The following is a 25,587-nucleotide window of genomic DNA, read 5'->3' on the forward strand; positions in this document are numbered from 1 at the left end:
TCGTGTGAATTGCGAATTTGCATAGGTAGTAAAGAGGTCTTTATTATGAAGAATATCAACCTGACAGATCATTTTCTGATTGCTATGCCTAATTTGAACGATCCATTTTTTGCAAAAACCCTTACTTATATTTGTGAACACAATGAAAACGGCGCACTTGGGCTCGTAATTAATCGTCCGACAGAGCTTACTGTGGAGAAACTATTTGAGCAACTTGGCATTCCTTTTACAGACTCGTTCCCAACAGAGCGATTTGTATTGTTTGGTGGGCCCGTCCAGATCGACAGCGGATTTGTGTTACACCAGCCTATAGGAAAGTGGAAATCTACGTTAGCTGTCAACCAGACCGTTGGATTGACCTCTTCTGTTGATATTTTAGAAGCGATAGCAAATTGCGAAGGTCCTGAACAAATGCTGGTTTCGTTAGGTTATTCCGGATGGGCGCCTGGGCAGATTGAACAAGAGTTGGCGCAAAATGCCTGGCTGACTGTTCCCGCTTCTTCTAATATAATTTTTGAGATGTCTTTTGAAGAAAGATTGCCGGCAGCAGCGCAGTCGCTGGGGATTAATTTTTCTAATTTATCAAATGAAGTAGGGCATGCCTAACTCGGATAACTGCATTCAAGCGACTTTAACGATTAATAGCTCAGTACATGGTGGGGTTGAAAATGTATCAGAGATGGGAAGATTATCAAAGGGTACCGTACTGGCTTTTGATTTTGGAAAGAAACGCATTGGAGTCGCTGTCGGAGAAAAGGAGATGCGGTTAGCACATCCACTTATGACCATTCATGGAGAAATGACCAGGCAACGTTTTGAGGCTATTGCCAAGTTGATTGAAACATGGCAACCCGTGTTACTGGTAGTTGGATTGCCAGTACATGCTGATGGAACAGAGCATGAACTTACTCAACTAAGTCGACGGTTTGCACGTCGTTTGGAAGGACGTTACAGAATTAAATCGGTCTTGGTCGATGAGCGCTATACAACGATTACTGCCAAATCTGCATTAGGTGAGTTGGGTATTAAAGGAAAAAAACAAAGACCCATGCTGGATCAGATTGCAGCGCAGCATATTCTACAATCATTTTTTGATGGTAACTATGCAACTACCTGATGCAGAGCAATTACTGGCTGATTTGACGGAGCAGCTACGTCCTGTTGTCGATGAGCGTATTGCCATGATCGGTATTCATACAGGGGGGGCATGGGTAGCAAAACGGTTGCATCAGGCATTAGGGTTCAGTTTACCACTCGGTGTTCTCGACATACCTTTCTATCGTGATGATTACAGCAAGATCGGTTTGCATCCCCAAGTTAAACCATCGGATTTACCTTTCGAAATTGAAGGCAGTCACATTATTTTGGTCGATGATGTGCTTTATACGGGAAGGACAATCCGGGCTGCTGTGAATGAAATTTTTGATTATGGGCGACCCGCAAGCATACACTTGGCGACACTTATTGACCGAGGAGGCAGAGAACTTCCTATTGCCGCTCAATATGCTGGAGCGGTATTATCCTTGCCAGCAGACAAAATGCTTGAATTAAAGCAGGATACTGATGGGAAACTGAGCCTCAGCTTACGCGATATCCGTTTCCCAGAGAAATGAACAGAAATCCTCAGTTAAACAAGCACGGTGAATTACAGCATCTGCTTTCTACCGAAGGATTGCCTGTGTCTATTTTGCTGCATATTTTGGACACAGCAGAATCTTTTGCGGGTGTCACTGAGCGGGAAGTCAAGAAAATTCCCCTGTTGCGTGGGAAATCCGTATTCAATCTTTTTTTTGAATCCAGTACGCGTACTCGGACGACTTTTGAGATTGCTGCCAAACGTCTGTCAGCAGATGTAATCAATCTTAATATCGCGGTTTCTGCGCAATCTAAAGGGGAGACGTTACTGGATACCGTTAATAATCTTTCTGCCATGCATGCGGACATGTTTGTCGTGCGCCATTCACAAAGTGGTGCGGCGCATATGATAGCAAGTCATGTCCAATCGGAGATACATGTCATCAATGCCGGTGATGGACGTCATGCCCACCCTACGCAAGCATTGCTGGATATGTTTACTATTCGCCGTTACAAAAAAGATTTTCATAACCTTCGGGTAGCGATTGTTGGAGATATCTTGCACTCGAGGGTGGCACGCTCACAAATTCATGCGCTAACTACATTAGGTGTCCCTGAGGTGCGCGTCATTGCACCCAAGACTTTGTTACCTAGCAAGGTTGAGCGCCTGGGTGTGCATATTTACCATGATATAACTCAGGGCTTGAAAGAGATCGATGTAATCATTATGTTACGCCTGCAAAATGAGCGTATGTTAGGAGCAAGCTTGCCCAGCACTGAAGAATATTTTAAATATTATGGGCTTACTCAGGAGAAATTATCACTGGCTAAACAGGATGCAATAGTCATGCATCCTGGACCAATGAATCGTGGAGTCGAGATTGATTCGGCAGTAGCTGATGGGAAACAGTCGGTGATTCTGCCTCAAGTGACATTCGGCATTGCGGTACGAATGGCAGTGATGTCGATTCTTGCTGGAAATTGATGAGTTCTTGAGATTAAATCTCGAGTTTGGGCTGTTTGCGTATAACCTTTTGTTATTAACATGAAAATCCATATCAAGAATGGACGCTTGGTTGATCCGAAGAATGGTGTTGATACGATCGGCGATCTTTGCATTGCTGCAGGCAAAATTGCTTCAATAAACAGCATTCCTGCAGGTTTTCAAGCTTGTCGAGTGATTGATGCGACTGGATTGATTGTGTGTCCGGGTTTAGTCGACTTGTCGGCGCGTCTACGTAAGCCTGGGCTTGAGTACAAAGCTACTTTGGAATCAGAATTGGAAGCGGCTGCAGCTGGAGGAGTTACCAGCCTGGCATGTCCACCCGATACTGATCCACCACTAGATGAACCGGGGCTGGTTGAAATGCTGAAACATCGAACTAAAAGTCTGGATCAGGTTCATGTTTATCCAGTGGGAGCGCTTACTCAAAAACTTAAAGGTGAGCGTTTAACGGAGATGGCTGAATTGCGAGATGCAGGTTGTATTGCCTTCAGTCATGCCGATGCTCCTCTGGTCAATCTGCATGTGTTGATGCAGGCCATGCAATATGCATCGACTTTCGGTTTTAGTGTCTGGCTGCGTCCGCAGGAAGCCAGTCTGGCAAACAATGGTGTGGCACATGATGGTGAAATCGCTACACGCCTCGGTTTGCCTCCCATTCCGGTTTGTGCAGAAACGATTGCTTTGTCGAATATCATTTATCTGGCACGTGAAGCTGCTGTGAAAGTCCATCTCTGCCGAATTTCCAGTGCAGAAGGGGTGTCCCTGGTGCGGACTGCCAAGCAGCAAGGATTGCCTGTTACTTGTGATGTCTCAATCAATCATGTTCATCTTTCGGAAATGGATATTGACTTCTTTAACACTAATTGCCATCTTGTTCCCCCCTTGCGAAGCTTGCATGATCGACACGCGCTCTCTAGAGGGCTAATTGATGGTACTATTGATGCTATTTGCTCGGATCATGCACCGGTGGATGAAGATGCCAAGTTATTACCATTTGGGCAAGCTGAAGTTGGCGCAATGGGTCTGGAATTGTTACTGTCGCTGACATTCAAGTGGGCAACAAGTATGAATATCCCGCTGATTGAAGCATTAAATACGGTTACATTGGCACCTGCCAGAATATTGGGTATTGATGCGGGACATTTGACGCTTGATGCACCAGCAGATATATGTATTTTCGATCCGGAAGAATATTGGCATGTATCAGCTGCCACGATTAAAAGTCAGGGTAAGAACACTCCATTCTTGGGTAGAGAATTGCCTGGACGGGTAAAGTTTACGCTAACCGATGGCAATATTGTGTATGAAAGTTAATTTTCAGAGAATAGGGTGAAAATCAGCAAATGAAACACCAAGTGCAGCATCTGGCAGTCTCTTATGGAGAGCCTTAATAGGCGATTATTGTGGCACATGTTTCGTTGCACAGTCCCCGCTTTTTTGCCTATCTATTTAAATTGGGGTTGTGCAGAAACGATGTTTTGCTAAAACTTATACTATGTTCGGTTTAGCGAAATACACAGGCTCGTTTACTCGTTTCTGTGCTTGATAGTGTCTTGTATCTATTCGCCTCGCTCGCTTATTCGGGTCTTCTTAGGAGGTAGGATAATCGGGAGTAACTACAATGCTTTCTACCTTATCTCTTAGTGTTTTTTAACCAAACAGAAGATGTCATGAAACATATTTTTATGTACATCCAAAAATAATAATTTTAGACAACTATTATCATGAATTCTTTACTTGATTTTTCTGGATTACCTCGTTTTGCAGACATTAAAGTGGCGCATATTACCCCTGCAGTGGAAGAATTGCTGCATGATTGCCGAGAAGTCGTCGCCAAAGCGCGTGCTACGACTACTTTACCTACTTGGCAAGATTTTGTGCAACCCGTGGTTGATGCAAATGAACGGTTGTCACGTGCATGGGGGCAAGTTTCGCACTTGAACGCTGTGATGAATAGTACAGAATTACGTGAAGTATATAATGCTAATTTGCCGCGTATTACTCAATATTATGCTGAGTTATCGCAAGATCAGGCATTGTTTGAGAAATTTAAGCAGTTACGGAGCAGTGAGGAGTTTGATAGTCTCAGCCACGCCCGTAAAAAGATCGTTGAGAATGAATTACGTGATTTTCGACTCGGTGGGGCTGAGTTGCCTCGGGAGAAGAAAGTACGCTTTATGCAAATTCAGGAAGAATTATCAGCACTTTCTGCAAAATTTAGTGATAACTTGCTCGATGCGACCAATGACTTTTTTCTATTCATAGAAAATGAAAGTGAGCTCTCTGGTCTTCCTGATGATGTGCTGCATGCTGCCAGAGAGGCTGCGGAGAAAGATTCGAGTATTGCCAAACCTGGCTGGAAATTCACTTTGCACGCTCCTTCCTATTTAGCTGTTATGCAATATGCGGATAACCGGGTGCTGCGTGAAAAGATGTACCGTGCCTATGCGACCCGAGCGAGTGAGATTGACAGTCTTGCGCATGGAGCATCCAATTGGGACAATATGCCGCTGATCAATAAGATTCTTCAACTTCGGCAGGAAAAAGCCAAAATGCTGGGGTTTGAGTGCTACGCAGAAGTTTCTCTGGTCTCTAAAATGGCTGAATCGCCCAGGCAAGTACTGGATTTCCTAATTGAACTGGCAGCTAAAGCTCGACCCTATGCTGAACGTGATCTGGCTGAGTTGAAGCAATTTGCTGCAGATAAACTGGGGCTGGAAAAACTCGAATCATGGGATCTGGCTTATGCCAGTGAAAAATTACGTATGGAGCGCTATGCCTTTTCTGATCAGGAAGTCAAACAATATTTTCCTGAAAATAAGGTATTACCCGGTATGTTTAAATTAGTGGAGGCGCTTTACGGTATCAGCATTACTCAGGTACCGCCTTCCTCCCATGTTCAATTGTGGCATCCCGATGTTAAATTTTTCAATATCCATGATGCCAAGGGAGAGCTGATTGGCCAATTTTATATTGATCTTTATGCGCGCGCGAGTAAGCGAGGCGGTGCGTGGATGGATGATGCCATTACTCGGCGGCGTATGAAATTGCCAGGAGCCGGAAGATCAGCCATCCAGATCCCTGTGGCTTATCTGACCTGCAATTTCTCCCCTCCAGTGACAGTCAATGGGCAAGTCCGTCCTGCTTTATTTACGCATGATGAGGTCATCGTGTTATTCCATGAGTTTGGCCATGGTCTGCATCATTTATTGACCCAGGTTGAGGATCTCAGTGTCTCTGGAATTAATGGCGTGGAATGGGACGCGGTTGAGCTACCGAGTCAATTTATGGAAAATTTCTGCTGGGAATGGGAGGTGCTAACCCATATGACAGCTCATATCGACAGTGGCGAGCCTCTGCCAAGAGCGCTATTCGACAAGATGCTGGCGGCCAAGAACTTCCAGAGTGGTATGCAGACACTGCGGCAAATTGAATTTGCCTTGTTTGATATGCATCTGCATTACGATTTTGACTCCCAAGGGGATAAAACCGTGTTGCAATTACTTGATGACATCCGTAATCTGGTTGCCGTGGTGATTCCTCCTGCGTTTAATCGTTTCCCGAACAGTTTTTCACATATTTTTGCGGGCGGCTATGCAGCGGGCTACTATAGTTATAAGTGGGCAGAAGTTTTGTCGGCCGATGCTTACAGTTTGTTTGAAGAGAATGGTACGGGCCAGGTAGTTAACGCCAAGACTGGCGAGCGTTTCAGGAATGAAGTTTTGGCAGTAGGGGGGAGTCGTCCAGCGCTGGAATCCTTTATTGCTTTTCGGGGTCGGGAGCCCAGCATAGAGGCATTGTTACGGCATAACGGTATGGCGGCCTGATTGAAGGGGTAACAGAAAGGATCAACTATCTGCTACTCCCCACCAGCACAAAGGTCACACTGTAGCCTTTGACGATAGCAAGGAATTTGCTGAACATAGAACAATCGCCTCAGCGCTGGAAGCAGCTATCTCCCTTACAAAGCGATGATAATTTTTGGACTCACGCTAGTATAGGCGGTAGCTGAGGAGTAATTGCGTTTTTTTCCTTTGAAGCCGCACCTAATAAAGCAAAGCCATGAAGACTGCCCGCCATGTCCTGAAATAGGGCTTTAACACCGTCCTCATTGGCATCAATCTGCCATTCACCTATTACAATTGGATCGGGTGGAGAAACCACGATAGGACAGGCCGGCGTTTTAACGAATACGGGCATTGGCGGATAGTGAGCAGGGGTGGGCGTACCGGTCACTGTTGCTGCCAGGGCACGAGCTGCATGGCTGATAGGCATTACGAATGGTAATACCTTACCTTCTACCTCAGCACAATCACCCAATGCAAAAATATTGGTATTCTCTGTTTGTAAATATCGATTGGTTACTACACCATGATTGACATAAATGCCTGCTGTTTGAGCGAGTTGAGTCCGTGGGCGCAGACCTACTGCTGATAAAACAAGATCTGCTTCGATTATCTGCCCTTCCTCGAAGATCAAACGATAGCGGCTTCCCATTCGTTCAATATACTGTACCTTGGATTTTAAATGAAATCTAATCCCTGCTGCTGCCAGTTTATCCTGTAGATATTTACCTGCTTCCTCGGGAAGTAGTCTACCCAAAGGATGTGCGCTAATATCAATAACATGCACCTGATAACCTGCGATCGCTAGATCATTAGCAAATTCACAGCCAATCAACCCAGCACCCAAAATAGCGATTTCTTTTTTATCTTTCAGCGCTTCACGGAAACGACGATAATCATCGAGATCATTTACGGATAGCACTTCTTCCACTGCATCCCCTGACAAAGGTAAGCGGATTGGATCCGCTCCTACAGCCAGCACCAGGTGACTATAAGATAAACTTTCTCCATTCTCAAGGAGCACGCTACTACCGGATTGATCAATGGTTTTGACGCGAGTAAACGGCCGTATCGTTATTTTTAACTGACTGGACATGAGTGCCGCATCCGAAGTCAAGATCGATGCTGGTGTTTTGCCTGTCGCCAATGCATTGGATAACATCGGTTTGGAATAAAATCCCCCATGATCAGCGGATAACATAATTATCGGAATTTCCGTATTCAGTTTGCGTAGCTCTCTAGCTACAGCATAACCTGCCAGACCACTGCCAACGATCACAACTGGTTGAGGACTCATATCATTTCTACCATTTCAAAATCAGCCTTAACCACGCCACATTCGGGGCAAGCCCAGCTTTCAGGAATATCTTCCCAGCAGGTTCCCGCTGGAATACCATGATCTGGATCGCCTATCGACTCGTCATAAATAAAACCACACACTTTGCACTGAAATTTCCTCATTATTTTTCAAGTTCCTCTTATTGGATGACCAGATATTCTTTTAATTGTACCTCAACCTTAACTGGAGCCTGTTTTTGATTTTGCTGCTTTCTTTCCATTTCTTTTTCATGCTTATAAAATATAATTTCAATTTAATCTACACAGGCAGGCATTGAACCATTGCCTTGTAGGCTATTCAAATATTTATTAACAAACCCTGACAGGTCGTTATTTATGAAACGTATTCTTTTATTCATTGCAACCAACCTAGCCATTTTATTAGTGCTAAGTATTACGCTAAGGATATTGGGCGTTGATCGCATATTAGAAGCTCAAGGTGGTGGATTAAATTATAGTTCATTACTTACGTTTGCTGCCGTTATAGGCTTTGGAGGCTCGCTTATTTCGCTTGCCATGTCTAAATGGAGTGCAAAAAATATGACAGGTGCTGTTGTCATAGATATACCTTCCAATGCTACAGAGCATTGGTTAGTTGAAACTGTACGTCGACAAGCAAAAGCCTCTGATATCGGCATGCCAGAAGTCGCTATCTATGATTCACCCGATGTCAATGCTTTTGCTACTGGCATGAATCGAAATAATGCCCTGGTAGCAGTCAGCACAGGGCTACTGCAAAAAATGCAACAAGACGAAGTCGAAGCTGTCCTTGCACATGAGGTAAGCCACGTAGCCAATGGCGATATGGTGACGCTTACGCTAATACAGGGGGTAGTCAACACGTTTGTAATTTTTTTCGCCCGAATTATCGGTCATGCAGTAGATCGCGTTGTCTTCAGAACTGAAGAGGAACACGGACCTGCTTATATGATCACAAGCATCATTGCAGAAATTTTGTTAGGTATCCTTGCGAGTATTATTGTGATGTGGTTTAGCAGGCAGCGTGAATTTCGGGCAGATGCAGGCAGCGCAAGGTTAGTGGGACGCAATAAAATGATCGCTGCACTGGAACGTCTGAAACAACAGTATGAACCTTCCCATTTACCAGACAGAATGGAAGCACTTGGTATCTCAGGTCAAGGAAGTCGATTTGGCCATTTATTTATGTCACATCCTCCACTGGACGAACGGATTGCAGCATTACGTGAAGCGACAAGCTGAGGTTGTAAGTGAACGGAGAGGATAACCATTATTGGATCCTCCCGTTTTTCACTCTAATAGTAATATAGAAGAAAAGTTACTCTAAAAGGGAGGGGCTTAGGATTAACGGCACTTTAACATAAATAACTTTCCGTTATTAACACCACTTCGTCTTTCTCAGTTGCGGGCTATTTGATCACTACGTTATTTTTTCTTTTCCTTATCCCCATCCGTAATCACATCCTCATCTTCAATTTCATCATCTATGCTTTCATTATTTCTGTTAATTTCAAGTCCTTCTTCTTCAGGAGGGTTACCATCGTAAACCAGATTTCTCCGTCGTTGCAGATAGGCATCACGTACAAATTCATATTTATCCAGTGCAGCTTCTTCAAGCGTTTTATCCGTATCTAGCATCTGGGCACGCGTATCAACAGACCATCCCACCGAAGCGGGTAAGCGAACAGTGAGAAAATCAAAATCAGGATATACCGACCAAATAGGATGGAAAACCGAACTATCCACTGCAATTCCTACCGCATCGCGTATTGTGCTGGGACCTAAGAAGGGTATGACAAGATAAGGCCCGGGCCCAACACCGTAACGACCGAGCGTCTGACCAAAATCCTCATTACGCTTGCTGAGATTAATATCACTGACTGCGCTGATGTCGCTTGCGATATCGATGATGCCAAACATACCAAATGTTGTATTAATAACAACTCGAGTTGCGCTAGCTGCTGCGACATCGAATTTCAATTGCAATAACGCATTGGCAGTAATTACCACATCACTGAAATTAGATAAAACATTGCCGATGACCATCTCAAGAGGATCTGGAGTAATTGCCCGATAGCCCTTTGCTACAGGCTCCATTACATAATCATCAAACTTTTCATTAAATGCAAATACTGCCCGGTTCATCGACTCTAGCGGGTCTCGTTTATTATTCTCGACCGAAGCACAACCAATTAATATATTCCCTAAAAATATTAAAACCAGCAATTTATAGCGATATAAGGTCATTTTTATTTGCCATTATTATATGCGAACGGGCATCTTGCCATATTTATGCGCTTGCTACAACTTCCTATCTTTTTCCCAGCCGTGGCTAGCCGATTATTGTATTGGCAATTGGATCATATACGGAATTAGGAATTGGAGGAACTAACAAACGGCTCTCCTAAGTCTGGCTTTTGCAATACTTTGCTTGCTTTGGCCTATAACTAATAAAAAGAGGGTACTGACACGCCCATCCATATAAGCGCAAGAATGATAAGTGCTATTCCTATACCGATCGTGCCAACTGTCATACCTACAATGATAGTTAATCCATCTTTATTAAGTAAGCCTAGCGACATGATGAGAATTCCCCAGCTAGGGAGAACGTTGATTAAAGGAATAGGTAAGGCAATAGGAATAGTAAATATAAAGGCAAAAATACCAATAATTCGTTCCCAGGCGTGTACGCTGATATAAGTAATTCTTGCGTGCAGATAGCTTTCAATTTTACGTAACCATGGGGTGACTTTTTCAATTAATCTTTCCAGACTTCTTTTGCTAATTTCTTTTTTATTGATCCATCCAGGCAACCAAGGAGATTTTACTCCCCACATCATTTGTACTGAGAAAATAAAAAGTGGTATAGAAAAGAAAGTGGTATAGCCAGGGGGAACAGGAACAGGAAGGCAAATGGGTAAAACAGCAAGAGCAAGTAAGATACCAAACCCTCTCTCACGAAGAGAATTTTTGATGTCACCGACACTCATCTTCTCGCTTCTATTTTGTATTACTATTAATTGGAGCAATTCAGAAGTAGTGCGTTCTTTGTTCTCCATTAATATTTCCTTATGATGAAGCTGGGATAATTTTATATAGATAAGGGCTATTCCAGAAGGAATTTTATTGTATAAGCGAATAATAGGTCAAAGAACAGTAATGCCATTTCCAGGCCTGAAATGAGGCGAAGGTGGGGGCGTAGACAATATAAGGGACCTCTAAACATTCATATTTGCGAGCATCCGCTTCGCGAATTGCCTGCTTACCCCCGTCTCGTCACAATACTTTGTTGTTCACAAACAATGTTCGCTTGCCTATCAGTGATAGGTTATATCAACATTTTTGTTCTCGCCTTGTCTTGTTTAGAACTCTGAACTTTTAGAGGCACCCTAAATAATACGATAGTGAGAAGCGGGTAAAGTTAACATGAGTTCGACATAAGGATTACGCTACCACATACCTCAACACGTCATTCAGGTAATAGTGCTTAAACGTCCGATAACCGGATAGAGGAAACCCCACCATGATGGTCATGACTTCGCTTAGGTCCTGTTGACATTTTAGCGGAGCCAAATCAATGCTGAGACAAATCGTATAAAGCCCATGTAATTTCTGGCCAATTTTTCATAACGTGAGGATATTCTTCTGTAATGTTTAATTTTGTTGAAGAAACACTCAATTAAGTCACGCTCTTTATAGGTGAACCAATCACAATCTCTTGGGTTAATTCGATTACTGCGCGGCGCAATGACAGGCTCAATGGCTTTTTCAGTGAGCGTTTGAATAAAAGCATCACTATCATAACCTTTATCACCCACCAGGGCAGCTACACCTTCCGTTGTCAGGGCCAACAAATTCTCGGCCTGCCCGATATCGCTGGCTTGACCACCAGTCAGGATAAAATCCAGCGGGTTGCCTGGCGCATCTGTAATAGCGTGAATTTTAGTGGTAAAACTGCCTTTCGAGCGTCCCAGAGCTTCTGTCTTTGCCGAACTACCTGCTGCGCCAGCAGCACAAGCATGCGCGCGAGTGATCGTACTATCAATCAGAATTTGTTGCATGTCCGGCTATTGACTGCAACCTGCGTGCAGAAACTTCCAGACTTCATATTTGCACCAACGCGAAAAACGTTTAAAAACAGAGTTCCATTTGTCTAATGACTGCGGTAATAAACGCCATTGGGCGCGACTACGTAAAATCCATAGTACTGCATTCAGAAAACGACGGCATCTTCCGATGTTTCCCACATAAACTCACCCTTGAAACAGCAATAGTTGGTATAAAATTTCCCATTGTTCATCAGTCAGTTCCGTTCTGCTACTCATTCCCACACAAAATGGATCAGGATTCTCACTGATTATTACGAAATGTCAACAGAACCTAGACACAGCTTCCCTTGTCGATGACGCCGTTTTAGCGCTGATTCCGACAAGGGCTGCTCCACCGCGGCTCAAACTCTTTACAAAATTCGTCACTCGCACAAAAAACCGTTGTAGTATCCATGGGAATCTGACTGCTCTCGTGATGAAACTCTTTTCCAAAACCACTTCATCATAAAGAATTCAGGTTCCTTTTACAGCTTTTCTTATGCCGAGCTCACGTTAAAGTTATGTTTAATTTAGCAGCTTTAAGCCTTGATTCTCCAGTTAATTGTTATATATGAATATTCTAGAGTTTACGTAAAATTGACTCGCAATTTTCAGGGGTTTACGCTCTGGTTGGATTGTACGATTCTACAAGCACATGACTCCGTTGCTACTCCTTGAAATGGAACAATCATTTCGCCTCTTTGCGCCTTGCGCCACACCCGTAAAACTCCACAACCGTAAAACTCCACAACCGTCATCCAACTGAGCAATCCAAGTGGAAATAGAGAGGCTCGCAATGATAATTAAAAAAACAGAATTGTATGGAACAGGATAGGATAATGATATTGTTGAGCCTCTTGTCAGCGCTTTGACCGATAAACAAGATGCACAAATTGTCTTGTTTTATTTGACTTTTTCAAGGTTAACATGAGCTCGTCCTTTTTTTATAAAACCTAACTCCGCAGCTGCACGCGTGGTGACATCGATAACATTGCTGTTGTGAGGAGCTAAACGATCATTTATTTTGACGACTATACTGCGATTGTTTTCCAGATTAGTAACTTTTACGAGTGTGCCATAGGGAAAATCGTTGTGCGCTGCAGTAAGATTACTTTGATCGAAAATTTCACCATTAGCTGTTTTCTTGCCTTGATATTTATCATTGTAATGTACAGCATAACCTGTTTTGGCTAACGTGATGTTTGAGCCAAGGATTAGATAAGTGATTAGGCTGGTAAGAAGCATCGAAGTAAGGCGTTTAGTCATATTTGATGTTCTCCAATATATGATTTATAGAATATTTTTCCATCTACTTGTGGATTGAGTTTTCTGGCTAAATCGTGCTAAGTATTAGCCGGGTTATAGTTGAGCTTTTAAAAACTCATTGATGTTTTATCCATTCAGTAGGATAAGATTTGAATATAGCCTGATGAGATCAATGGAATTTACTGATTAATTCATTCATGTTCGTATACAGCTTCTTTTTGCATTCTTCTTCCTTACCGAGCAAATCAACCTACGCTAAACTTGTGAGACATTCGCTAAATTCGAGGTGTACCTTATTTTGTTTTTGAAGCAAATCAATGGAAATTAACAGTGGTTTGAGGTGGGTAACCAAGTTGTCCTGATTGATATTTTCAACCATATTTCCCAGTTGATCGATGCTTTTTTAAGTAGCATCGAGTTTCTGTAATGATTCATTGTTCGCATGTTTCATGTGATTGGCCATTTCTTGTTTCGCTTCGTTAGCGTAATTTTTAGTTCACTTCCTGCTTCACTCATGCCCTTTTGAGTAAGAGTAATCAAGGTTTCCTCGTAGGTTTTAAGTTCATTCTCAACAAAAGAATTGATTCTTTGCTGGAAAGACTTGAGTGAAGGATCAATTGCTTGATTGAAAGAGGGCATTTTATTTTCAATAAGAAGGCTGATATCCCTATCAGCCCGCTTCAGAATGTCACTCGATATTTTACCAACTGGCTCTCTCGTATTCACAATCTCTTTTTTTGCTTCGCTGATGCTTGACTTGATTTCATCAGAAAAGTATTTATATTTATCTTTAAGAAAGCGTAATGACTGCTTTTCATGTTCAGCAGTCAATAATGAAATAAGTAATACTTCTTTTTTTCTTTCTGATCCAACAAACATGCTGGCACCTACCTTTTTATCGGCTAAATTTCCATATACTTTAGATCTGAATCATTCAGGAATGCTTTTAGACTGGCTTGAATCTCACTGATATTTGCCCGGGTTTTGGATATAGCAGCAGATTGGCGGAATAATTCGTAAGGTAAAAAAGCAAAAAAATAAAAGGCAGGTCATCTAGGTAACGATTTTCCAGTTCCTTTTTTGTAGAATGAAGCTGAAACCGAATAAGGTGAGGGGATAAAAATAACCGAGGGTGCCAGAATTGAAGCAATTTCGAACCAGCTTCTATCTGTAACGGTACTTAAAGAAAAATGATTTACTAGGTCAGCTATAAACTCATTTATTTCACTCATCCATTACTCCCCAATCAGAACCTGGAATATTAACAACAGGAAAAACCTGCTCTATTTTTTGCTATAAATAAGCTTGATAGTATAGGCTATCAAATTTCAGGTCTGACAATAAACAGATCAACGTGGGATCTCCACAGAATCATATTAAAAACCTATCATTATATTGGAATATTTATAGTTTATTTGATTTCTCAGATTGATCTAGCCATGTTTCCAGCCCCATGGCATTTAGTTCGATATCGACACGTAATAATTCATAAATCTCAGTAGGCGACCAAGTGCAGCCATGCATGGCAAGTCGTTGGCATAATAAATCTTTCAATGCTTGCACAATAAACTCATGCCGTTCCGCTGTTGTGTTAGCTGCTTGATGGGCGATATTGACAAACGCATCAATCAGATCATGCATTTGCATTGCATGATGTGGCAAATGACCGATACGACTGTAGTGTGTGAGAAAAGCATATTGTGGCTGATAGCTCATGATTCGCTCCAATGAGGCATGGGCGGCATCCGGATCGAACTGTACTGGAGTCGTAGTTGGAAAAACGAATTCCAGCCCATCTACATCAAGTTCCCGATAAGAGACGCCAAAAGTATCCCCCGTGAAAAAGGACTGGCTTCTTTTGTCAAAAATACAATAGTGATGGCGGGCATGACCAGGTGTGTCAAGCAGCAACAGAGGACGGCCATGTAACTCGATACACGTTTCATCGGGGGCTTCGAGAACACGATTTTCGTCGATAGGAAAAATTTCGCCATATAAACGTCTAAATTCCGCTTTCCCGTAAACTGCCATTACCCCTGCAATTAATTTGGCAGGGTTGATCATGTATTTTGCACCACGTGGGTGGACAACCAGTTTGGCATTGGGCAGCAATCGCATGAATTCACTTGCGCCACCAGCATGATCAAGATGGATATGTGTAAGAAACACATAAGCGATATTCTCAGGAGCAAGCTGCTTGTTTTGTAGCACCTGCATCACACCTGGTACAGAAAATTGAGTCCCCGTGTCAATCAAGGCAGCAACCCCCTTTTCGACAATCAGGTGAATAGCTGCTCGGCCGGGTCGATGGTATTGGGCATCGATGGCAGTAATTCCAAAGTCGTAGTCGATGGTATTGGGTAAATTCATATTGTTTGCAGGAATATGTCTAGAGCTGGATTAAACAATAAAATACTTATTTAACTTATTGGATAGGTTGTTTAAGTTGATCAAGAATGGCAGGATTCTCGAGTGTAGAGGTATCTTGAGTAATTTCTTCTCCTCTGGCAAGCGTGCGGAGTAATCGGCGCATGATTTTGCCTGAGCGTGTTTTGGGCAGATTGTCGCCAAAACGAATTTCTTCGGGCTTGGCGATCGGCCCGATTTCGTGTACAACCCATTCTCTGAGTGAGTTAGCTATTTCAGAAGCTTGCTCGCCATGAGGGCATTTTTCTTTTAGAACAATAAATGCAACTATGACTTCTCCTTTAATTTCATGTGGTTTTCCTACGACCGCAGCTTCAGCAACCAGCGGATTAGCCACAAGCGCTGACTCAATTTCCATAGTTCCCAAACGATGGCCCGATACATTCAATACATCGTCGATACGTCCCATGATCCAGAAATAGCCATCGTTATCACGATGTGCTGAGTCACCTGCCAGATAAAAATGACCCTCACCGATATCTTGAGGAAAGTATGTTTTTTTGAAACGTTCAGGATCTCGCCATAATGTTCGGATCTGCGAAGGAAATGGTTGTTTGATAACGAGGAATCCCCCTTTTCCCTGTTCAACCTCATGGCCTGCTTCATCGATTACCGCAGCACTGATTCCAGGTAAAGGGAATGTGCATGATCCAGGTTTGAGGGGAACCGCACCAGGGGCCGGTGCGATCATGTGGCAGCCAGTCTCAGTCTGCCACCAGGTATCGACGATGGGACAGCGAGATTGCCCGACCATACTGTAATACCACATCCACGCTTCGGGATTAATGGGTTCACCCACAGAACCGAGCAGGCGCAGTGAGGATAAATTATATTGACCCGGTAAATCTGCTCCCAGCTTAATCAAAGAGCGAATAGCAGTGGGCGCGGTGTAGAAGGTGGTTACTTTATGATCTTGTATAATTTTCCAAAAGCGTCCAGCATCGGGATAAGTAGGTACACCCTCGAAGACAACTTGAGTTGCTCCCATGGCCAATGGTCCATACGTTACATAGCTATGACCGGTAATCCAACCAACATCGGCGGTGCACCAAAAAATATCGGTCGGTTTATAATCAAAGACCCATTGCATGCTTGCCATTACACCCAGTAGATAACCTGCTGACGAGTGCTGTACGCCTTTGGGTTTGCCCGTGGAGCCAGAGGTATAGAGGGTAAATAAAGGGTGCTCGGCATTGATCCATTCAGGCTCGCAGTCAGTTTGCTTGTTCTGGGTAAGTTCATGCCACCCTATATCGCGACCGGCCTGCCATGGCGTATCCATCCCGGTATGCTGATAAACGATCACTGATTTAACCGAGTCTGTTCCGTTCATACTCAGGGCCTCATCGACAGTGGCTTTTAGCGGGTAATGTTTACCACCACGCGTTTGCTCATCTGCAGTTATGACAGCGACTGCACCTGCATCAACGATGCGTTCATGTAGACTTTTAGCAGAAAATCCAGCGAAAACAACCGAGTGAATGACACCAATACGCGCACAAGCTTGCATAGCGACAATTGCTTCAATGCGCATTGGCAGGTAAATGATAATGCGATCACCTTTTTTGATATTAAGCGCTTTCAAACCGTTGGCAAACTGACAAACGCGCTGGTAGAGCTCACGGTAGGTGCAACGGCTTACCTTGCCATCATCAGCCTCAAAAATAATGGCTAATTTGTCCGGTTGGCTGGTTAAGTGCCGATCGAGACAATTATATGAAATATTTAGTTCACCATCCTCAAACCATTTATAAAACGGAGGGTCTGAGTCATTTAGGACACTTGTAAAAGGTTTATGCCACAGAATATGTTTTTGCGCCAGCTTACTCCAGAAACCGGGGTAATCCTTTTCAGCTTCAGTACACAACGCTTGATACGCTTCCATACTAGCCAGATTAGCCTGTTCAACAAATTCCGGTAAAGGAGGGAAGACACGTGCTTCATGCAGCATGGATTTGATGGTAGACATAGGTCAATCCTTTATTTCATTATTTTAAGCGAATGATGAACAGGAAAATTGTACCATTCATGCGGTCGGAAGAAAGTTCTCTTCATCAGATAGCTAAATTTATGGATGCTTGAATGACAACCTACTGCTTAATACTGCTTTATGTGATAATGAACTTATTATTTTGGAATATTGTAAGATGAAGACGTTATACGACAAACTTTGGGACAGCCATATAGTGCACGCCGAATCAGACGGGCCCGGCAGCATGGTCATTCTTTACATTGATCGCCACCTGGTACACGAAGTAACCAGTCCTCAGGCATTTGAGGGATTGAAATTGGCTAGACGCAAACCCTGGCGAGTGAATTCGATTCTGGCGGTAGCAGATCATAATGTTCCTACCACTGATCGGAGCGGTGGTATCAGTGATCCCACCTCGCGCTTGCAAGTCGATACTTTGGATCAGAATTGCGAGGAGCTAGGTATAACTGAGTTCCGAATGAATGACCAGCGACAAGGGATCGTGCATGTCATTGGGCCGGAGCAGGGTGCGACGTTACCTGGTATGACAGTAGTCTGTGGGGACTCGCATACCAGTACGCACGGTGCCTTTGGCTGCCTTGCCTTTGGTATCGGCACATCCGAGGTAGAACATGTGCTGGCCACTCAGTGTTTGTTGACCAAAAAATCCAAGTCAATGCAAATATTGGTCGAAGGCAAACTAGGGCATGGGGTGACGGCCAAAGATATTGCACTGGCGATTGTGGGTGAGATCGGTACAGCAGGTGGTACAGGATATGCGATTGAATTTGCAGGCAGTGCTATACGATCACTTTCTATGGAAGGTCGTATGACGCTTTGCAATATGTCAATTGAGGCAGGTGCACGTGCAGGAATGATCGCGGTGGATGAAACCACGATTGAATACATTAAAGGACGGCCTTTTGCACCGAAAGGGGCGGTATGGGAGCAAGCGGTCACCTATTGGCGTACCTTAAAAAGCGATGGAGGAGCAGTATTTGATCGGGTAATAGAACTTAAGGCAGAACAGATCAAGCCTCAGGTAACTTGGGGTACCTCTCCGGAGATGGTGACTTCAATTGATGGCATAGTACCGGACCCTACTATGATAATTGACCCAGTCAAGCGCCACGATATGGAAAATGCTCTGAGATACATGGGGCTTTCACCTAATACTTCAATCAGCGAGATTTTCCTTGACAAGATTTTTATTGGTTCATGCACCAATGCACGAATAGAAGATCTGCGAGAAGCTGCTTCCGTATTGAAAGGCAGGCACATTGCTCCTAATATCAAGCAAGCTCTCGTGGTTCCAGGCTCGGGTTTGGTAAAATCTCAAGCTGAACAGGAAGGGATCGATAAAATTTTTCGGGAAGCAGGGTTTGAGTGGCGAGAACCTGGTTGTTCCATGTGCCTTGCGATGAATGAAGACAGGCTTATGCCGGGCGAGCGTTGTGCTTCGACATCGAACCGTAATTTTGAAGGACGACAGGGACCGGGAGGCAGAACACATTTGGTCAGCCCTGCCATGGCAGCAGCCGCAGCAGTAGCAGGTCATTTTGTTGATGTTCGTATGATGAATAAATAACTTAAGACTTTATTTTTATTAAGGAAAGATACAAATGAAAATGATATCCGTATCGATTGTATTATTGTTGATTGCTCTGCAGTTGGCTGGCTGTCATACCATACGGGGGGTGGGCAAGGATATTCAGAGTGGAGGAGAAGCAATCGAGAGATCTACTCAATAAGCAAAGATATGAAAAAATTTGAATACTGTATTGTCATAGCAGCAGTAGCAGATTATTTTGCTGATGTTGGTGCAATGAATGAATAGCCTGTCACTCTATTTTTGTTTATGGAAATACAAATGAAAGTGATATCTGTATCGATTGGATTATGGTTGATGGCTCTGCAGTTGACTGGCTGTCATACCATGCAGGGTCTTGGCAAGGATATCCAGAGTGGGGGAGAAGCAATCGAGAAAGCTGCTCAGTAAATATATAAATATGAAAAAATTTGAATATTGTAGAGGGTTGGTGGTCCCGCTGGATCGGGCAAACGTAGATACGGATGCTATTATCCCAAAACAATTCCTGAAGTCGATCAAGCGTTCTGGCTTTGGCCAGTATTTATTTGATGAATGGCGTTATCTTGATCACGGTGAACCAGGAATGGATGTGTCGCAGCGTAAAATAAACCCTGATTTTGTGCTTAATCAAGCTCGTTATCAGGGAGCGGAAATATTGATTACACATGATAACTTTGGTTGTGGCTCAAGTCGCGAGCATGCACCTTGGGCACTGCAGGATTATGGTTTTCAGGTAATTATTGCGCCGAGTTTCGCTGATATTTTTTATAATAACTGTTTCAAGATAGGATTATTACCGATTGTGCTCGATTCAAATGTGGTGAATAGGCTTATCAATGAAGTAATAGCGATCAGTGGTTATTGTCTAGCTGTCAATCTTTCTGCCCAGACAGTCATAACGCCGACTAATGAAACCTATGGTTTTGATATCGATCCATTTAGAAAACATTGTTTAATCAACGGACTGGATGAGATAGGTTTGACCCTGCAGCATGCTGATAAAATTAAACAGTTTGAGGAAAAGCGACGAAAGGAGCAGCCTTGGTTGTTCGCTTGAAATGAATTTTCCGTGTTAGGAAAGAATAATATGAAAATTGCAGTATTAGCAGGGGATGGGATTGGTCCAGAAATTACTGGGCAGGCTGAAAGAATTTTATTGGCGCTGAGAAGTGATGGATTAAAACTTGAGCTGGAGCCTGGTTTACTGGGTGGGTGCGCAGTAGATGCTGCTGATGAGCCTTTCCCGGAGATAACCCGGAAGCTCGTTAAAGAGGCGGATGCTGTGCTGCTGGGAGCGGTTGGGGGCCCAAAATATGATGGTCTGCCTCGCGAGAAGCGCCCCGAACAAGGGCTGCTTGCTATTCGTAAAGAGCTTAATCTATTTGCTAATCTGCGGCCTGCTATTTTATACCCTGAACTAGCGAGTGCCTCGAGCTTGAAACCAGAAATTATCTCCGGTCTGGATATCCTGATTGTACGTGAATTGACCGGAGATATTTATTTCGGTCAGCCACGAGGTATTGAGCGACGAGAAGGTCAGCGCGTGGGTTTTAATACTATGATTTATACCGAAGCGGAAATAAATCGGATTGCTCATGTCGCTTTTCAAGCAGCACGCAAACGAAAGGGTAGGTTATGTTCCGTGGATAAAATGAATGTGCTGGAGTGTACTCAATTATGGCGTGATGTCGTGACTGAAACGGCTAAGGAATACCCGGATGTAAAACTTTCTCATATGCTGGTAGATAATGCAGCAATGCAGTTGGTGCGTGATCCCAAGCAATTTGATGTGATCGTCACAGGCAATATGTTTGGCGATATTTTATCTGATGAAGCTTCTATGCTGACCGGGTCAATAGGTATGCTCCCTTCTGCCTCGCTCGATGATCAAAATAAGGGGTTATATGAACCGATTCATGGATCCGCACCGGACATCGCAGGAAAAGACCTGGCTAACCCTTTAGCAACAATATTATCAATAGCCATGATGCTACGTTATTCCTTTGCTCAGGAAGAGAGTGCCATGCGTATTGAACATGCCGTTAGAAAGGTCTTGGCGCAAGGCTTTCGTACTGGTGATATTTATGAGCCTGGTATGAAAAAAGTGGGGACGAGAGAGATGGGTGATGCCGTGTTAGCAAATTTATGAACAAGTTGGACGCAGACGGATCAGTCAATGACAGCGATCTCAAGCTTGTCTACTTTTTTAATTGGGGTTTAGGTTTATAGATTGTATTTGTCTCATTGATTACTAATTAATAATCAAGAATTAATGATCAAGAATTCTCTCTAAGATTGCAAGATTATTCAGCGTAAAGGTTATAAAAAACTAATGAAACAAGTGGGCTTTGTAGGCTGGCGGGGTATGGTAGGTTCTGTTCTCATGCAGCGCATGCGTGAAGAAGATGATTTTTCATTGGTAGAGCCGGTATTTTTCACGACTTCTCAGAAAGGAGGAAAGGGGCCGGATATCGGGAAAGATATCCCCTCCCTTAAGGATGCCAGGGATGTGGCAGAACTCAAGAAGATGGATATCATCGTTTCCTGCCAAGGAGGCGATTATACCAATGAAGTTATTGGTAAGTTACGTGAATCAGGTTGGAAAGGTTATTGGATCGATGCAGCATCCACTCTTAGAATGAAAGAGGATGCTGTAATCATTCTGGATCCTGTCAATATGCCAGTTATCAAGCAAGCCCTGCATGAGGGCATAAAGAATTATATCGGGGGTAACTGTACTGTTAGCTTGATGCTGATGGCAGTGGGTGGATTGTTTGAAAAAAATATGGTCGATTGGATGAGCGCGATGACTTATCAAGCAGCTTCGGGGGCAGGCGCTCAAAACATGCGGGAATTACTTCTGCAAATGGGCGAAACCCACCGTGTGGCTGAGGATCTGTTAAATGATCCAGCTTCAAGTATTTTGGATATCGATCGTGAAGTTGCCGAAAAACTGCGTGACAAAGAATTTCCTGTTGAGAATTTTGGTGTGCCTTTGGCAGGGAGCTTGATTCCCTGGATTGACAAGGAAGTGGCTCATGGGCAGAGTCGTGAAGAATGGAAAGGTCAGGCTGAAACGAATAAAATCCTGGGCCATACTGATAAACCTGTGCCTGTTGATGGTATTTGTGTCCGTATTGGCTCAATGCGCTGTCATAGTCAGGCATTGACAATCAAACTTAAGCAAAACATTCCATTGGATGAAATCGAGGATGTCATTGCTCAGTCAAACGATTGGGTGCGAGTCATTCCTAATGAGCGAGAAAGGACAACAAAGGAGCTCACGCCAGTTGCTGTTACCGGTAAGCTGGATGTTCATGTTGGACGGTTGCGTAAACTTAATATGGGTGAAGAGTATCTTTCCGCCTTCACTGTAGGCGATCAATTGCTGTGGGGAGCAGCAGAACCGTTACGTAGAATGTTGCGGATACTAATCCAGAACTAAATAATTATCTTTCAATAAATTAAGTATATTGGTTCTTTAATCAGCTCTGATCATTTGAAGTGGTTGAGTTGGCCTATGAGGCAAAAGGTCACCCTATGGGCCTTATTTTTTATAAGTGAAGTTGTGGCAGCATGTATCCTGTTCCAAGAAATGAAAGGGTATCTCTTTGAATAATATTCATTTTAAGGCATGTTGGTTAATACTGTTATTGATATTTCCATGGTTAGCTTATACGGCTGGTTTGGGGAAATTAACTCACGGTTCATTTCTAGGGCAGCCATTTAAAGCGGAGATAGAACTCGTTTCTGTAACAAAAGATGAGATCCCATCTTTAGCTGCGCGTTTGGCCTCGCCTGAAGTTTTTCGTCAGGCAGGTGTGACTTATGCACCTTATCATTCCTCCTTGAGTGTTTCCATAGAGAAACGCGTCAATGGCCAACCTTATATTCAGATTGCTTCACCACAACTAGTCGATGAACCATTCGTGAGTCTACTGATAGAGCTTAACGGATTATCAGGGCGTTTATTGCGTGAGTATACTGTTTTGCTTGATCCCGCCGACACGCAAATAGCCACACCAGTTAATCAAATAATCCAGCATACGCCTGATTTGTCCAAAACTGCCTTAACACCTGCTGAAGTGATTCAGCCACAAATTAAGACTGGGCAGAAGCCAATAACTGACCGAGCAACCTCATCGACCTCAAATAAGCAGGGAAGGGTGACTTATGGCCCTGTTGCGCGAGGAGAAACCTTGACCAGAATTGCTAAGAAAGTTACCCCTGAAGGGGTTGATCTTAATCAAATGCTGATTGCACTTTATCAGGCAAATCAGAATGCTTTTTTTGGGAAAGATATGAATTTGCTGAAAGTCGGGGCAATTCTGCGTATTCCTGATCAAAATGAAATTTCACCTGTTAGCCAGGTAGAAGCAACGCGTAAGATTGGAACTCAAGCTGCAAACTGGCATGTTCACCGCCAAAAGCTGGCTGGTGCAGCGATGGGTTTCTCATCAAAGCCAAAGGAAGAAGTAACACCATCCGCAGCAACAAGGATATCTGCGACTGTTCCAGAAGAACACCCTGTCGTCAAAAAGATACCGCCTGAAGAAATTTTGATACTTTCAAAAGGTGGACAACTTGAAAGCCTTAATGGGGAAAAAAATAGCGCTGGGCAAGATTATTTACGAATGATAGAAGAAGATGCCATTGCCAAAGATCGTGCTTTGAAAGAGGTCAATGAACGAGTTGCTTTATTGGAACAGAATATTGAAAGATTGCAACGTTTGCTCGAGATTAAAGGCACAGGCATGACAGATGCTCAAACCCAGGCAGCGACAGCGTTAACACCGACACTGGCTGAACCAGCCACAGCCGAAACAACACCGAATGATTCAAGAGATATCGCGCCAATACATGATATAAATCGCTTAGAGCCCTCTAAAACGGTGATGTCTACGCCATCTGCCGAGCAAACTGTTAACCAAGTTTTAGCTCCTCATTCTTCTGAATCAATAGAGGCTACCTTATTGGATCAAATTGTGGGCTTTGTTTCAGATGATTTGGAGCTAGCAGGCGGAGCGCTTATAGTTTTGCTCACGACTTGGCTGAGTATATCCATGCTTCGCCGAAGTAGGGAAAGAAGTCATAACATGGACGATGATGTTTTTGACTATCCCGAAGAAACTACAAAAAGTAACGTGAAAGCGTCGCCCATGGCAAAATCAGCGTCAACGAAGACAATGGTATTGGATGAGATGCAGGCCGCCAGAAAAGGAGAAATGACTTCTGAATTTTCTCAAGATCCTAAATTTCTAACATCAGAAGAATTGAAAGGCCATTTGTCTGAACCTGCTTCTGGGATCTTCTCTGGCAAAGACTTAAGCGAAGGCTTTGTCATTGATCGGGGTGATGCTTCAAATCATGATCGTGGCAAAATGGAACTTGATCCATCAGAAGAGATATCTGCTAAACAGGATTCTGAAACTAAATTTGATTTGGAAAATAATGGTAATAACTCTACGCTTACTTTAATAGACCGCCCTTAAAATGTGAATGAGGCAGAAATGTTTGGTACAAAAAAGCAGACTGTATCCAGCCATGAGATGGCTATGAATCTTGAAATTAATCCAACAGTTAAGAAGGGCACTTCTTATTCAGTGAATCTAAGATCTTCCAACTCAGTGGTGTCGTTAGATTAGTATAATTGTTGTATTCTTGTGAGAGTAGCCTTAATTCTGGAATATAGCGGGGAGCGGTATCATGGGTGGCAAAGCCAGCCTGCTTGTATCTCAATTCAGAGGGAGCTGGAGACGGCAATCTCCAGAATTGCAAATTGTCGAGTCGGGGTCGTTGCGGCGGGTAGAACAGACGCGGGCGTTCATGCACTGTATCAAGTGGTTCATTTTGAAACACCCGTTCAGAGACCTATGAGTGCATGGGTACGAGGGGTTAATGCATTATTACCTGATGATATCGCTGTATTGTGGGCAGCAGAGATGGATGAAACATTTCATGCACGTTATTGTGCTATCGAACGGCGTTATCTTTATTATTTGCTGAACCATCCCATTCGGCCTGGGGTATCTCAAAGGAAAGTAGGGTGGTTTCATAAGCCGCTAGAGCTTGAGAAAATGCAACAGGCGGCAGCCATGTTATTGGGTGAGCATGATTTTAGTGCTTTTCGTACTGCCGAATGTCAAGCGAAAGATCCGGTACGAAACTTAACCATGCTGGAGATTACGCAAAATGACCATTTTTTTATCTTCGAACTTCGTGCTAATGGGTTTTTACATCATATGGTGCGTAATATTGTAGGTAGCTTGATATATATTGGTCATGGTAAATATCCTCCTGGATGGATGCAGTTATTACTACAAAATCGTGATCGAACCCTTGCTGCCCCTACATTTTCTCCTTATGGGTTATACTTGGCGGGGATTAGCTACGATGCCAAATGGAATTTGCCTTCTTTCAATCAATCACCACTTGCCACTATGATGCTCAATGCAAATAGGTCTCTGATAAAAGTATAGAATTTGCTTGAGATACCAAGC

The 25,587-nt window shown here is 43.4% G+C and carries 26 protein-coding genes; 15 read left to right on the forward strand and 11 right to left on the reverse strand.

Features of this window, described 5'->3' with window-relative positions:
- The first annotated feature begins 45 nt into the window (after nucleotides 1-45).
- The 6 genes from BM283_RS01265 (at nucleotide 46) to BM283_RS01290 (ending at nucleotide 6,408) form a co-directional block, all read left to right on the forward strand.
- A complete protein-coding gene (locus BM283_RS01265; protein WP_046851877.1) occupies nucleotides 46-606 on the forward strand; it encodes a YqgE/AlgH family protein in 561 nt (186 codons plus the stop codon).
- Between the two features lie 73 nt (nucleotides 607-679).
- Nucleotides 680-1,117, forward strand: a complete 438-nt coding sequence (gene ruvX, locus BM283_RS01270) for a Holliday junction resolvase RuvX (RefSeq protein WP_090688530.1) — start codon at nucleotides 680-682, stop codon at nucleotides 1,115-1,117.
- Nucleotides 1,104-1,613: a bifunctional pyr operon transcriptional regulator/uracil phosphoribosyltransferase PyrR gene (pyrR, locus tag BM283_RS01275; protein WP_090688533.1), complete on the forward strand. Its 510-nt coding sequence runs from the start codon at nucleotides 1,104-1,106 to the stop codon at nucleotides 1,611-1,613. Before ruvX ends, pyrR begins: the two co-directional genes overlap by 14 nt.
- Nucleotides 1,610-2,560, forward strand: a complete 951-nt coding sequence (locus BM283_RS01280) for an aspartate carbamoyltransferase catalytic subunit (RefSeq protein ID WP_090688145.1) — start codon at nucleotides 1,610-1,612, stop codon at nucleotides 2,558-2,560. The genes pyrR and BM283_RS01280 overlap by 4 nt, the downstream gene beginning before the upstream one ends.
- Nucleotides 2,561-2,620: 60 nt before the next feature.
- Entirely contained in the window at nucleotides 2,621-3,895 is a 1,275-nt protein-coding gene (locus BM283_RS01285; protein ID WP_090688148.1) for a dihydroorotase, read from the forward strand.
- Between the two features lie 410 nt (nucleotides 3,896-4,305).
- Nucleotides 4,306-6,408, forward strand: a complete 2,103-nt coding sequence (locus BM283_RS01290) for a M3 family metallopeptidase (RefSeq protein ID WP_175491990.1) — start codon at nucleotides 4,306-4,308, stop codon at nucleotides 6,406-6,408.
- 160 nt (nucleotides 6,409-6,568) lie between these two features.
- Here BM283_RS01290 and BM283_RS01295 read toward each other — a convergent pair whose 3' ends face one another.
- Nucleotides 6,569-7,723 carry an NAD(P)/FAD-dependent oxidoreductase gene (locus tag BM283_RS01295; protein ID WP_090688154.1) on the reverse strand — a complete coding sequence of 385 codons (1,155 nt, stop codon included), beginning with the start codon at nucleotides 7,721-7,723 and terminating at the stop codon, nucleotides 6,569-6,571.
- Complete coding sequence (locus tag BM283_RS01300; protein WP_074664680.1) at nucleotides 7,720-7,887, reverse strand: rubredoxin; 168 nt, start codon at nucleotides 7,885-7,887, stop codon at nucleotides 7,720-7,722. The genes BM283_RS01295 and BM283_RS01300 overlap by 4 nt, the downstream gene beginning before the upstream one ends.
- A gap of 213 nt (nucleotides 7,888-8,100) precedes the next feature.
- On the opposite strand from BM283_RS01300, the gene htpX reads away from it, so the two are divergent.
- Nucleotides 8,101-8,985 carry a protease HtpX gene (gene htpX / locus BM283_RS01305; protein WP_090688158.1) on the forward strand — a complete coding sequence of 295 codons (885 nt, stop codon included), beginning with the start codon at nucleotides 8,101-8,103 and terminating at the stop codon, nucleotides 8,983-8,985.
- A 183-nt stretch (nucleotides 8,986-9,168) separates the two neighbouring features.
- On the opposite strand, the gene BM283_RS01310 is transcribed toward htpX, so the two are convergent.
- The 9 genes from BM283_RS01310 to acs form a co-directional block, all read right to left on the reverse strand.
- On the reverse strand, nucleotides 9,169-9,990 hold the full coding sequence (locus tag BM283_RS01310) for an MlaA family lipoprotein (RefSeq protein ID WP_090688161.1): 822 nt from the start codon (nucleotides 9,988-9,990) through the stop codon (nucleotides 9,169-9,171).
- Nucleotides 9,991-10,190: 200 nt separating this feature from the next.
- A complete protein-coding gene (locus BM283_RS01315) occupies nucleotides 10,191-10,802 on the reverse strand; it encodes an exopolysaccharide biosynthesis protein (RefSeq protein WP_090688164.1) in 612 nt (203 codons plus the stop codon).
- A 501-nt stretch (nucleotides 10,803-11,303) separates the two neighbouring features.
- Complete coding sequence (locus BM283_RS01320) at nucleotides 11,304-11,804, reverse strand: IS5 family transposase (RefSeq protein ID WP_090688166.1); 501 nt, start codon at nucleotides 11,802-11,804, stop codon at nucleotides 11,304-11,306.
- A 6-nt stretch (nucleotides 11,805-11,810) separates the two neighbouring features.
- A complete protein-coding gene (locus tag BM283_RS20415) occupies nucleotides 11,811-11,990 on the reverse strand; it encodes a transposase (RefSeq protein WP_090688169.1) in 180 nt (59 codons plus the stop codon).
- 744 nt (nucleotides 11,991-12,734) lie between these two features.
- Complete coding sequence (locus BM283_RS01330) at nucleotides 12,735-13,097, reverse strand: septal ring lytic transglycosylase RlpA family protein (RefSeq protein ID WP_090688172.1); 363 nt, start codon at nucleotides 13,095-13,097, stop codon at nucleotides 12,735-12,737.
- Between the two features lie 447 nt (nucleotides 13,098-13,544).
- Nucleotides 13,545-13,976, reverse strand: coding sequence for a hypothetical protein (locus tag BM283_RS01335; protein WP_090688175.1), 432 nt, complete (start codon nucleotides 13,974-13,976; stop codon nucleotides 13,545-13,547).
- Between the two features lie 170 nt (nucleotides 13,977-14,146).
- A complete protein-coding gene (locus BM283_RS17850; RefSeq protein WP_139225159.1) occupies nucleotides 14,147-14,329 on the reverse strand; it encodes a hypothetical protein in 183 nt (60 codons plus the stop codon).
- A 172-nt stretch (nucleotides 14,330-14,501) separates the two neighbouring features.
- Nucleotides 14,502-15,467 carry an MBL fold metallo-hydrolase gene (locus tag BM283_RS01340; protein WP_090688178.1) on the reverse strand — a complete coding sequence of 322 codons (966 nt, stop codon included), beginning with the start codon at nucleotides 15,465-15,467 and terminating at the stop codon, nucleotides 14,502-14,504.
- Between the two features lie 55 nt (nucleotides 15,468-15,522).
- Nucleotides 15,523-17,493: an acetate--CoA ligase gene (acs, locus tag BM283_RS01345; protein WP_090688181.1), complete on the reverse strand. Its 1,971-nt coding sequence runs from the start codon at nucleotides 17,491-17,493 to the stop codon at nucleotides 15,523-15,525.
- Between the two features lie 178 nt (nucleotides 17,494-17,671).
- Here acs and leuC point away from each other — a divergent pair, with 178 nt between their 5' ends.
- The 8 genes from leuC (at nucleotide 17,672) to truA (ending at nucleotide 25,566) form a co-directional block, all read left to right on the forward strand.
- Entirely contained in the window at nucleotides 17,672-19,084 is a 1,413-nt protein-coding gene (leuC, locus tag BM283_RS01350; protein ID WP_090688184.1) for a 3-isopropylmalate dehydratase large subunit, read from the forward strand.
- A gap of 34 nt (nucleotides 19,085-19,118) precedes the next feature.
- Nucleotides 19,119-19,247, forward strand: a complete 129-nt coding sequence (locus BM283_RS01355; RefSeq protein ID WP_046850959.1) for an entericidin A/B family lipoprotein — start codon at nucleotides 19,119-19,121, stop codon at nucleotides 19,245-19,247.
- A gap of 119 nt (nucleotides 19,248-19,366) precedes the next feature.
- The gene (locus tag BM283_RS01360; protein ID WP_139225160.1) at nucleotides 19,367-19,495 is read left to right on the forward strand and encodes an entericidin A/B family lipoprotein; all 129 of its coding nucleotides are present in this window, start codon (nucleotides 19,367-19,369) and stop codon (nucleotides 19,493-19,495) included.
- A 10-nt stretch (nucleotides 19,496-19,505) separates the two neighbouring features.
- On the forward strand, nucleotides 19,506-20,144 hold the full coding sequence (gene leuD / locus BM283_RS01365) for a 3-isopropylmalate dehydratase small subunit (RefSeq protein WP_090688188.1): 639 nt from the start codon (nucleotides 19,506-19,508) through the stop codon (nucleotides 20,142-20,144).
- 30 nt (nucleotides 20,145-20,174) lie between these two features.
- Complete coding sequence (gene leuB / locus BM283_RS01370; protein ID WP_090688191.1) at nucleotides 20,175-21,236, forward strand: 3-isopropylmalate dehydrogenase; 1,062 nt, start codon at nucleotides 20,175-20,177, stop codon at nucleotides 21,234-21,236.
- A 183-nt stretch (nucleotides 21,237-21,419) separates the two neighbouring features.
- Nucleotides 21,420-22,532, forward strand: a complete 1,113-nt coding sequence (asd, locus tag BM283_RS01375; protein ID WP_090688194.1) for an aspartate-semialdehyde dehydrogenase — start codon at nucleotides 21,420-21,422, stop codon at nucleotides 22,530-22,532.
- Between the two features lie 754 nt (nucleotides 22,533-23,286).
- On the forward strand, nucleotides 23,287-24,579 hold the full coding sequence (locus BM283_RS01380; protein ID WP_175491991.1) for a type IV pilus assembly protein FimV: 1,293 nt from the start codon (nucleotides 23,287-23,289) through the stop codon (nucleotides 24,577-24,579).
- A 171-nt stretch (nucleotides 24,580-24,750) separates the two neighbouring features.
- A complete protein-coding gene (gene truA / locus BM283_RS01385; protein ID WP_090688200.1) occupies nucleotides 24,751-25,566 on the forward strand; it encodes a tRNA pseudouridine(38-40) synthase TruA in 816 nt (271 codons plus the stop codon).
- Nucleotides 25,567-25,587: the final 21 nt, after the last annotated feature.

Source organism: Nitrosomonas sp. Nm34, assembly GCF_900113925.1.
GTDB lineage: Bacteria > Pseudomonadota > Gammaproteobacteria > Burkholderiales > Nitrosomonadaceae > Nitrosomonas.

Excerpts from the sequence above, each read along its gene's own strand:
- BM283_RS01265 (WP_046851877.1), top strand. The coding sequence starts at position 46 with ATGAAGAATATCAACCTGACAGATCATTTTCTGATTGCTATGCCTAAT.
- ruvX (WP_090688530.1), top strand. The coding sequence starts at position 680 with ATGGGAAGATTATCAAAGGGTACCGTACTGGCTTTTGATTTTGGAAAG.
- pyrR (WP_090688533.1), top strand. The coding sequence starts at position 1,104 with ATGCAACTACCTGATGCAGAGCAATTACTGGCTGATTTGACGGAGCAG.
- BM283_RS01280 (WP_090688145.1), top strand. The coding sequence starts at position 1,610 with ATGAACAGAAATCCTCAGTTAAACAAGCACGGTGAATTACAGCATCTG.
- BM283_RS01285 (WP_090688148.1), top strand. The coding sequence starts at position 2,621 with ATGAAAATCCATATCAAGAATGGACGCTTGGTTGATCCGAAGAATGGT.
- BM283_RS01290 (WP_175491990.1), top strand. The coding sequence starts at position 4,306 with ATGAATTCTTTACTTGATTTTTCTGGATTACCTCGTTTTGCAGACATT.
- BM283_RS01295 (WP_090688154.1), bottom strand. The coding sequence starts at position 7,723 with ATGAGTCCTCAACCAGTTGTGATCGTTGGCAGTGGTCTGGCAGGTTAT.
- BM283_RS01300 (WP_074664680.1), bottom strand. The coding sequence starts at position 7,887 with ATGAGGAAATTTCAGTGCAAAGTGTGTGGTTTTATTTATGACGAGTCG.
- htpX (WP_090688158.1), top strand. The coding sequence starts at position 8,101 with ATGAAACGTATTCTTTTATTCATTGCAACCAACCTAGCCATTTTATTA.
- BM283_RS01310 (WP_090688161.1), bottom strand. The coding sequence starts at position 9,990 with ATGACCTTATATCGCTATAAATTGCTGGTTTTAATATTTTTAGGGAAT.
- BM283_RS01315 (WP_090688164.1), bottom strand. The coding sequence starts at position 10,802 with ATGGAGAACAAAGAACGCACTACTTCTGAATTGCTCCAATTAATAGTA.
- BM283_RS01320 (WP_090688166.1), bottom strand. The coding sequence starts at position 11,804 with ATGCAACAAATTCTGATTGATAGTACGATCACTCGCGCGCATGCTTGT.
- BM283_RS01330 (WP_090688172.1), bottom strand. The coding sequence starts at position 13,097 with ATGACTAAACGCCTTACTTCGATGCTTCTTACCAGCCTAATCACTTAT.
- BM283_RS01335 (WP_090688175.1), bottom strand. The coding sequence starts at position 13,976 with ATGTTTGTTGGATCAGAAAGAAAAAAAGAAGTATTACTTATTTCATTA.
- BM283_RS17850 (WP_139225159.1), bottom strand. The coding sequence starts at position 14,329 with ATGAGTGAAATAAATGAGTTTATAGCTGACCTAGTAAATCATTTTTCT.
- BM283_RS01340 (WP_090688178.1), bottom strand. The coding sequence starts at position 15,467 with ATGAATTTACCCAATACCATCGACTACGACTTTGGAATTACTGCCATC.
- acs (WP_090688181.1), bottom strand. The coding sequence starts at position 17,493 with ATGTCTACCATCAAATCCATGCTGCATGAAGCACGTGTCTTCCCTCCT.
- leuC (WP_090688184.1), top strand. The coding sequence starts at position 17,672 with ATGAAGACGTTATACGACAAACTTTGGGACAGCCATATAGTGCACGCC.
- BM283_RS01355 (WP_046850959.1), top strand. The coding sequence starts at position 19,119 with ATGAAAATGATATCCGTATCGATTGTATTATTGTTGATTGCTCTGCAG.
- BM283_RS01360 (WP_139225160.1), top strand. The coding sequence starts at position 19,367 with ATGAAAGTGATATCTGTATCGATTGGATTATGGTTGATGGCTCTGCAG.
- leuD (WP_090688188.1), top strand. The coding sequence starts at position 19,506 with ATGAAAAAATTTGAATATTGTAGAGGGTTGGTGGTCCCGCTGGATCGG.
- leuB (WP_090688191.1), top strand. The coding sequence starts at position 20,175 with ATGAAAATTGCAGTATTAGCAGGGGATGGGATTGGTCCAGAAATTACT.
- asd (WP_090688194.1), top strand. The coding sequence starts at position 21,420 with ATGAAACAAGTGGGCTTTGTAGGCTGGCGGGGTATGGTAGGTTCTGTT.